Source organism: Secundilactobacillus muriivasis, assembly GCF_054785195.1.
In genome coordinates, this window is sequence record NZ_BAABMI010000006.1 from 111,799 (window position 1) to 121,006 (window position 9,208).

A 9,208-nucleotide genomic window follows, 5' to 3' on the forward strand; every position below is an offset into this window, starting at 1 on the left:
CTCTACTCAACCGTCATTGCGTTCTTATTGACGTAACCGACCCACTTGCCGTTTTGATACAACGAATAGTACGTTGATCCATTGAAGTGGTTATAGTAGTATTTCGCCGTATACGTTGTTCCGGTCTTCGTGGTACCGTTGGTCTTGGTCCAAGCTAGGCTACGCCAAATGGTGTAACCCGCCTTCTTGACCGTTACCGTTTTGTTGAAACTGATGGCTCGCGATGACAGGAACCAGCTCTTGTTTTTGCCGTGTTTCTTGCTGGCATCCACGTTCTGGTTCAGTGCTGAGGCGTAATAACTATCGGTGTACTGCCATAACACGTGCGCCACCGTTGGTTCGGCAGATTGATAGGCCGCCAACCAGTAGCCATCGTACTTGGTCATTGCGGTTGCGGCGTACTCGTTGGCGAAGCTTTGATAGGAATAAAACAGAATGCGTTTATGCGGTGCTTTGGAGCGTAATTCGCTGTACCACGCTGCCGTTGCGCTATTCGTCGTCCCGCTTGAAACAGTTTGGTCCTCGTAATCGTTGACGTAAAAGTCAGCGTTAGGGGCCCGCGTATACAAATCCTTAGCTTCGGTTTTGGCATCGGACGTACTTGAATACTGGCTGAAAGAGTACACGCCGTATTCCAGTCCATATTTTTCACACAAAGCCACATTGGCGGCGAAGTCCTTGTCCTTGTAGTCGCTGCCGTACTGCACTCGCAGAATCACGAACGGCACGGTCTTTTTCAAATTTTGAACTTCAGTGGCCGTTAACGCGCCCTGCCATTCTGATAGGTCTGGAATCGACGTGCCCATCGTTGCTGCGTGGGCCGTTTGATTCAACGCGCCAACACCAGCCATTAGCGTCACCGCTGCCAAGAGACAACGGACACCAAATTTTACAACTTGTTGTTTAAACATCGCTGCACCTCCTAAGATAACGACATTGGTCGTGCATAACCCACTAAGTGCCACCACGGTGCCGAAATTGCTTCCGTGATCACGCCATAGTTTTGCGCATCGATCATCTTGCCGTCACCCACGTAGATGCCCACGTGAGAAATGCTTGAGGTACTGCCACCGAAGAAGGCTAAATCCCCTTGTTTGAGGTTACTGCTGCTAACGTGCGCGTAAGTATTGTATTGCGCTTGCGCGGTTCGTGGCAGGGTCTTGTCGGCGGCATTTTTATACACGTACGTCGTTAGGCCAGAACAATCAAACGCACTGGGACCGTTCCCGCCATAGCTGTATGGCTTGCCCAGTTCCTTCTTGGCCATTCCCACAACGGTTGCGGTTGTCGCACCCGCCTTGAGGTACCCGTGCCAGATCCAGCCGTGAACTGTGTTGCCCACGTTGGAAATGTAGTAGTACAGGTAATTTGTCCCGTTTTTCTTCAGGGTCATCTTCTTGGTTGCTTCCCAAGTAGTACTAGGATAATTAGCTAAATAGTGACTTTTCGCGCCAAATGTGACGGTACTGCCACTCGTGTCCAAATTATAGGTCCAGCCAGTAGCCGCCTTCCGAACATAAGTCGTTGGCGTCATACTACTTTGACTCACAATCGTGGCCGTTGTCGCCGCATGCGCGGAAACCCCGAACCCAACGACAAATAACCCTAAACTAAGGACCATTAACAAACCCGTTTTCAGTTGTTGCCAGTGATGCACATCAAACACTCCCTTGTGCTTTTCACCCCACTTATCAGTAAGTTCTTACTGAAGGCAATTTAACTTCCCCTACTTAACAGTTTCCACATTACGCCCAAAATATAACGACAACGTTACGCCGGACTTGCATCCTGATTAACATTCAGTTGCGCGACATCTTTTTGCAATGTGGTTGTAATTTACAGTTCGTTAAAACGTTGTTGTAGCGGTGTTTTAGGTGGAATTAACTTAACAATTAATTTCTTATTCAGCGGATACGTTTGTGTCCAGCGTAAGCATGTTCAGTTTGTGAAGTACGGTGATTCTGGTTTTCTGATTGTGGGAAGATGCCGCGGGAGGCTCCGGCGCTATGCGAGGCTGGAACGCAGTGGCGGGCCTACGAGCTAGGAACGGAAGAAGACCACTTCCGTGCCGGATCTCTCCGGACCCGCGTATGACTAAAGCACTCGCAGTCCGAACCCCACGAACTACGACTGCTTAAGTCATACCGACACTGCTGAGCCTCGCGCGCCTCCGCCTCCCGCTACATGGTGCGCTGTCGTGGCCAGAATTGTGAACTGTTACATGCTGAAGTTGACGAAACTGCGTAGTGGCAACATTGGACAGTAACTCAATAGCTGCAGAAACAATTATGGTCGATGCTCAGTTGTCGGAATGAATAGACGATTGCGCTGTAGAAGATTCGCCAAGCGTGCGTCACATTTATGTAGATTTAACGTAGTTACGTTAACACTCAGACTGCACCAGCTGAGGCGTTCGTCGAATCAACGTTGACCATTGCAATCCTGTAGCCAACCGTACAGTCAGGCACTTGAGATGTTCTACGATAGTACCGAACTGCGCAATGTGAGATGGAGGTAGCCGGTCAGGTGTATGCTGTGTCGCGATAATTGGTGGTTGTTGGCGACTTTCCAACAACCGCCAATTATCGGGGACGAATTTCAGACTCGCATGGGTTTTGGCGAGGCTGAAATTCGAGGACTGAGACCGTCCTTTGGCTCAGGCCGGCCCCACAGCAGGAACCTGACCGGATACCGGAATCGACAGTTTACACAAATCACCGAACTTCACAAACTAAACAGAAGAATGCTTACGCTAGACACAAACGACAATAAAAAATGCGTTCACCGAATTACAGTGAGCGCGTTCGATAAAGCATTATTTAGATTGAAAGTCGTCCCATCAACAGCAACGTTACCGTCAAAACGGCACCGCTACAAATCAGAATCGTAGCCGACCACTCCAACTTAGTGAGAAAACGGCCAACATCACGTTTCCGGGTCATCATGTAAAGAATAATGCCCGGTACGTAAACGATGAGGCAGATGAACAGGTACTGCAATCCGGCTAAGCTGATGCCAACGAGTTGGAAGATCAGTGCTGCCAACCCAATCAATAGTTGTAGCCGATTACCGCGTTCGTGACGATGCTGCCACGAGTATTTGATCTGGTACGCGGCAACGATGATGTAACACACCACGATGGAGGCGGTGCACAGACTATAGGCAAATTCGTAAGCCCGTTCCGCGAAGATCAACATGATCATGAACCCTTGAACCATGCAGGCGGTCGTCATCAATGCTAACGTTGGCGCCCCGTGACGGTTGGTTTTCGCAAATCGTTTCGGTAACAGACCCTGTTTCGCCATCAGACTCATCGTTTCCGCCGGTAGCATCGTCCAAGAAAGCCAGGCGCCAACAACCGAAATGAACAAGCCGATACTAATGAAGGCACCACCCCACGGGCCAACCATTTGTTCAAAAATGTAGACCATCGCGGGTTGCTTTAGCCCAGCTAACTGCGTCCGGGTCATGTAACCATAGGGTAAAATCGAAGCTAAAATGTAAATGACCAACAGACAACTCACACCAACGATTGTTGCCGTTCCTGCCGTCCGCCGACTCTTCGCCCGGGATGACAGCACCGTTGCGCCTTCGATCCCAACGAATACCCACATCATGACCATCAGGGAGTTTTTAATTTGATGGCCCACAACGCTGGCCGACATCGGTCCGGTCATGTTGCCCCAGAACTGAGCAGTAAAGATGTGACCGTCAAAAACAATTGCGGCGACGATAATGAAGGTAAAAATCGGAATCAGTTTACAGATCGTAATGATCGCATTGACCATCGCCGCACTTTCTACCCCGCGATTCACCAGGAACGTCAGCGACCACGCGAATAAACTAGCAACAGCCACCGTAAAGGGACTGTTGGTGTTGTGAAGCACCGGAAAGAAGTACCCCAGCGCGCTCATACAGACCGTTGAAAAGGCCACGTTGCCTAACCAGGCTGACATCCAGTACCCCCAGCCACTGATAAAGCCAACGAAGGGACCAAACCCAGCCCGCCCATATGAAAAAATACCTTCCAAATCAGAGCGTTTATTCAACAAATTATTAAAACAGGCCGCCAACATCAAGATACCGAAACCAACGATCAGCCAAGAGAGGATCGCGGCACCGGGAGAAGCAGCCGTGGCAAGGTCGCTACTTAGGGCAAAAATGCCGGAACCGATTGCGGTGGTGATCACTAAAGCGGTCAATGAGAGGCCGTTGATTTTTTTAGTTTGGGTTGCCATAACGTTTCCCTCCTTTTAAGGGTGCTGAATACGTGTCATTGGTTAACGGATCGTTCTCGAGACTGTCGGTAATTCGGCGTCAATTTATGCACCTTATTCTTTATTTATACTTTAAGTGTAACCAAATAATATTAACAGAATATGGGAAAAATGTGAATTTTTTTGTAAAATTTCGTGAATAAACTTGGCGAAACAATTTTCAGCCTCGATATTAGGTCTAACTACTTATATCAAAAGGTTTATGTCAAGAAAACTGCTTAAAATTCACCGTCTAATTGCAATGAATATATACATTTTGTGTATATTAATGATTTTTAGTACAAAAAAAGATTCATTCTCCCTCTCGGAAAATGAATCTTGTCATTCAATCATTATGCGCGAACGTAAGCTAGGCGGTGGTTGAACCAAATCTGGTTAAATTGGGTTGCCGTTGGTTGGACTTGAAACCGGCCCGCAACCTCGCTAGTTTGCAGTCCCGTTAACCGCTGACCAATGACGTACTGTTCCCCCGCCGTAACCGTTGCTAGTGGTTCAGCCTCTGGCTGCGTGGTGCCATAAATCTCAGTCGTTTCAGCATCCGTTTGCCAAATATCAGTCGATACCTGCGTTAACACCTGATTAGCCGGATTTTTCACCCAACCAATTTGACCGCCGTACCAGATTGCCGTCCAGCCATCCTGTTGGGCGGCGCAGACAAACCGTTGGCCAAAACTAACCTGATGCTGCCAAGCCGGTTGATCTGTTGGTGCAATCAACGCGCTATCAGTTGTTGGTGACACATAGACCGAGGCCACATTCGCAACGACTTCAACGGCAGCCCCAACTTGCGGTTCTCGAATTCGCGGTGTTGCGATGCCCAGTAAGTCGAATAAGCGTTGCCAATCAAACAACGCACCTGGATCCCGGTGCATCGCAAGCTGATCAGTCGGTGTTCGTCCCGGCACGTTGTCGTGGCCAATGATGTGCGCACGATCAAGCGGAATCGCGTATTTTCGTGACCACGTTAAAATCAATTCCGCTAACGCCCGTAACATCGGTACCGTAAACGATGACGCATCGTGTTCAAAGGCTTCTTGTTCAATACCTAGTGATCGAACATTCATGTCCCAGTTACCAGCGTGCCAAGCAATATCCTTAGGTGCCACCATCTCCGTTACTAACCCATCCGACCCACGCAACACCGCGTGCGCGCTAACCTGATGCGCCGTCTGAAACCGCGTCACCGTCTCCGGATACGATAATTCAGTGGCGTGGATCACAATGTAGTGCAATGCCGTGTCATTCGGACGATCAGCAACCGTATAGTTACCAGCTAGTGCCGGAACCCTATTCCGGATCATGACTGATTACCAGCGGAATGGTTCCGACAAGCGTTGGTTGCGCAAGCCGTGCAATATAGACGGTGATTTCTGTTGCAGCCGGATTAGCGGCTTTAATGGCATCAACGTCAATTGCCAAACGGCCTTCGTCATCGACATCCGCATACTCAAAGTGTTGCTGAGCAGTGGTTGCCACCGGATCACCACCGTCAGTCGTGACCGCCACCGTGGTTGACGCCAAGGTAAACGGCTTCGACTGGGTGATCATTTCCTTAGTGATTGGGAGGCGTTGTTCATGAAGGTTAACTGAAAAATACTGATGCGTCCCATCTGGTACTAAGTCCACCGTTACCCGACTTGGTTGGGCCAACCGGTCGTAACCATCGTAGTTAGCACCCACAAAGTAGGCTACCCGTGAATGCCAGGCTTCACTGAATTGGTCCAGTCGGTAAAAGCGTTTGGCCTCATCATCATGATCAGCGTAAGAATCGTTGACCGTTACCATATCAACACCATTCAACTTGGTAAAACCAGTTACCAATAATAAATGGCCGTAAGTGTCCCCTGGGGCCTGTTCAACGTAAGGCAGTTTGCCGTTATTTGGATCATTCGTATACTGAACGCTAACGCCTACCGGAAAGCCCTTCGCAATTTCGCGGCGAAGACCATCTAGATCAGTGAACGCGGTATACGCCCGGTAGCCCAAACTACCAGCCATGGCAGTACTAAACGACCAGTTACCAAACCCATCATAAGTCGTATCGTAGTTCCGCAACGCCGCTTCTTCCGGTAAAATGTCAGCGTTTTGCCGATTGACGGCCATCGAAATCGTGGTTGGACTGCAGATACCGGGCGCCAACTTAGGATCGCGAATTTCTTGAGAATAAGCCGGCGCTGAAATTACCCGGTCAACTTCAACCGTTTGATCATCCACCATCAGATCCGTTTTAACGGGCTTCACACTAGCTGCCAACAATTTTAAGACCGGCGTCTGCCGCTGGTCATTTGACCGAAGTCGGATACTTAACTGGGCCCGTGTTGCCACGCCGGTCTTTACCGTTAAGGTATCCGTATCGATGCCAGCTAAACTATCCTCAACATCGTTAGCCACACTACCGCTCAACTGATTCGTTGACCAGCGGCCCCAACTGTGCCACTTGGACCAGCGACCAGAAACGTTGACCCGAGCGGAAACTTCAACTTCAGTTCCAACGGGGGTAAGTGCATTCCACGAAACGACTAGGTCTTTAAAGGCTGGTAAATCAAACTCCGGTGTAGTTAGCCGACCTTCCAGAACGTATTTTTCATCCGGTTGGGCTAAAACTAGCGCCTTGGGATCAGCTGCCGCAACACTGAGTTGTTCACCAAATTCATCCAGGTCAACTGCTGAAAAGTCATCAAAAATACGGGTGTTATTCCGACGAGCCGGCGCTTCAACGGTGCGTTGTTTGTAGTACAGTGCGGCAACACCAGCTGCTAACCCCACTGCGGTTCCTAACAGAAATTTTGAAAGTTTCACGAGCGATTCCTCACTTTATTATTGTTAGTTCGTTTAGCCCAAAGTATACCATTGGAGGCGATTGAGAGCGAGGAAAAACGCGGTTAGATTCCAGAATATAACGGCAATAAAGCGTAGTGCCCCGGGCTTAGGTGCTGCGCTTTATTGCCGTTATATGGCCGGGACCTGCGTTTTTCCTCGCGACCCAGCGAAGCTTGGAAGCCTATTGGCGGTTAGGCTAGATAACAGTCTCGAAGCTGAATAAAATCGACATCTACTTGTAAGTTAAGAAATTACTTCAATCCTTACCAAGCAGATCCCCTTTTTCTCGATTTTCGCATTCAGTCATTCACCTAACCGTTATAATGCTCGCCAACCCCAACCAAAAATAATTTTAAAAAAAAATCTCACTTTCCCAAAACCCCGCCACATCAACCCTATCCCCAGTAAAAGTTCTCATTTTCTCATTTTTTTGCCATTAACCTGTTGACACCTCCCCCAGCTGGGTGTAAATTGATACCAATCATTAAATTCAGATGAAAAGCGTTGACGAGAAACATCAACTTCGTTTCGGATCAAGAGAGTTGCCGGCTGGTGGAAGGCAATGACGAACGTAGGCGATGATCATCTCTGAGCTGTGTGTCGAACCGGCCATGCCGAAGTAGAACACATTGGGTGCACCCATTATCGTGCCAAGCGTATCGCAGCAATGCCGTACGTGAGAGGTGATTTCAGCAATGAAGTTATAAACTAAGGTGGTACCACGTGAAAGCGTCCTTATTCGCAAGCAGTTGCGAGTACGGGCGCTTTTTCGTTTCCTGAATTTAAATTAATCAGACATTAAAGGTGGTGAGGACGATTGGAAGTTGGCATTATGGCGTCAGATGATTCAAGCGACATTCAGATTTCTCAGATTCAACACATATTAGTTTCAACACATAGCGTCAATGAAGTGCAATTTCTCGTTGAACCCACCAACAATTGGCGGGACACATATTAGCAACATCACATAGCACCAACACTTATTGCGTCAACATATGATTTCTCACATAGCGTCACATATCGGCGGTCATGATACCGTCACACATAGCATCAACACATATTGGTTCAGCACATAGTTTTAATTAAATATCACATATTACACATATTATTTGGAGGTCTCGCCCATGAGTGAACAATTATTAAGCAACCAAACTTTATCAGAAACCGAAACTAAGTTAGCCGATGCGTTATTTAACGCCTACACCACCCACAAGCCATTGAAGGAAGAAGATTTCAAAGGCGTTGTCAGTGACGAAGCCGCTTCATACCGTGTTCAACGCCGTTTGACCGAACTTAAGAACGAAGAAGTCGGTGGCTACAAGGTTTCACTAACTAGTAAGCAAACGCAAGACATGTTTGACTCCGACTGTCCCCTTTACGGTGCGCAATTGAAGAGTCACTTCGTTAAATCAGCGCACACCGTTGAGGCCAACGATGTCATGGAACCACTGGCCGAAGTTGAAATGATGTTTACTGCCAAGGAAGATCTCAAGAGCACCGATTCCTTAGACGACCTCTTCCACAAGACCCAAGTCGCCGCCGCAGTCGAAGTTCCAGACTCACGTTTCAGTGACTGGTTCCCAAGTTTATCAAAATACATGGTCATGTCTGACGCAGCCGTTGGTGGTTACGTGGTCTACGGTGAAGAAATGGATACCGACAAACTCTTCAACGCCCCTGACGACCTCGCCGACGTTCACTGCGAACTCTTCCATGACGGTAAGAAGCTCAAGGATGGCGCTTCATCAGAAGTTCTCGGCAACCCACTGAACTCACTTCAATGGCTCGTCAAGAAGCTCGAGGACCAAGGCATGCCACTCAAGGCTGGCCAACGCGTTTCTAGCGGGACCTTCTTGTTACCAGAATCCTTGACTAAGGGTGACTGGAAAGCCACTTTCGACAAGGGCATGGGCGCCGTCTTCCTACATGTTAACCGGAAATAATCCTTTGTTCTCAGTTTAATCACATTAAAAAACGGACTGCCAATTTGGCGGTCCGTTTTTTTGTCGTATAAGGAATCTGGGTTTTTGACTTACGTTTGTGTCCAGCGTAAGCATGTTTAGTTTGTGAAATTCAGTGATTCTGGTTTTCTATAGTGGAAAGATGCCGCG

6 protein-coding genes and 1 other annotated feature are annotated in these 9,208 nt (G+C 48.4%); of the genes, 1 reads left to right on the forward strand and 5 read right to left on the reverse strand.

Annotated elements, in window-relative coordinates; all coding sequences use genetic code 11:
• Positions 1-2 precede the first annotated feature (2 nt).
• From ACYVR3_RS01395 to ACYVR3_RS01415, 5 genes are all read right to left on the reverse strand, one after another.
• Positions 3-911: a GH25 family lysozyme gene (locus ACYVR3_RS01395; protein WP_461242819.1), complete on the reverse strand. Its 909-nt coding sequence runs from the start codon at positions 909-911 to the stop codon at positions 3-5.
• Between the two features lie 11 nt (positions 912-922).
• Positions 923-1,657 (reverse strand): C40 family peptidase, encoded by a 735-nt coding sequence (locus ACYVR3_RS01400; protein ID WP_461242820.1) that lies wholly within the window; start codon positions 1,655-1,657, stop codon positions 923-925.
• A 1,162-nt stretch (positions 1,658-2,819) separates the two neighbouring features.
• Positions 2,820-4,238: an arginine-ornithine antiporter gene (gene arcD / locus ACYVR3_RS01405; protein ID WP_461242821.1), complete on the reverse strand. Its 1,419-nt coding sequence runs from the start codon at positions 4,236-4,238 to the stop codon at positions 2,820-2,822.
• 371 nt (positions 4,239-4,609) lie between these two features.
• A complete protein-coding gene (locus ACYVR3_RS01410; protein ID WP_461242822.1) occupies positions 4,610-5,578 on the reverse strand; it encodes an N-acetylmuramoyl-L-alanine amidase in 969 nt (322 codons plus the stop codon).
• Entirely contained in the window at positions 5,565-7,076 is a 1,512-nt protein-coding gene (locus ACYVR3_RS01415; protein WP_461242823.1) for a C39 family peptidase, read from the reverse strand. The genes ACYVR3_RS01410 and ACYVR3_RS01415 overlap by 14 nt, the downstream gene beginning before the upstream one ends.
• Before the next feature lie 516 nt (positions 7,077-7,592).
• Positions 7,593-7,837: a binding site (T-box leader), on the forward strand.
• 384 nt (positions 7,838-8,221) lie between these two features.
• Between ACYVR3_RS01415 and ACYVR3_RS01420 the strand changes: the two genes are divergently transcribed.
• Positions 8,222-9,040: a 2-keto-4-pentenoate hydratase gene (locus ACYVR3_RS01420; protein ID WP_054737162.1), complete on the forward strand. Its 819-nt coding sequence runs from the start codon at positions 8,222-8,224 to the stop codon at positions 9,038-9,040.
• The last annotated feature ends 168 nt before the right edge of the window (positions 9,041-9,208 follow it).

What these genes read in the sequence shown, in the direction of transcription:
- ACYVR3_RS01410 (WP_461242822.1), bottom strand. Translation starts at nt 5,578, where the DNA reads ATGATCCGGAATAGGGTTCCGGCACTAGCTGGTAACTATACGGTTGCT.
- arcD (WP_461242821.1), bottom strand. Translation starts at nt 4,238, where the DNA reads ATGGCAACCCAAACTAAAAAAATCAACGGCCTCTCATTGACCGCTTTA.
- ACYVR3_RS01420 (WP_054737162.1), top strand. Translation starts at nt 8,222, where the DNA reads ATGAGTGAACAATTATTAAGCAACCAAACTTTATCAGAAACCGAAACT.
- ACYVR3_RS01395 (WP_461242819.1), bottom strand. Translation starts at nt 911, where the DNA reads ATGTTTAAACAACAAGTTGTAAAATTTGGTGTCCGTTGTCTCTTGGCA.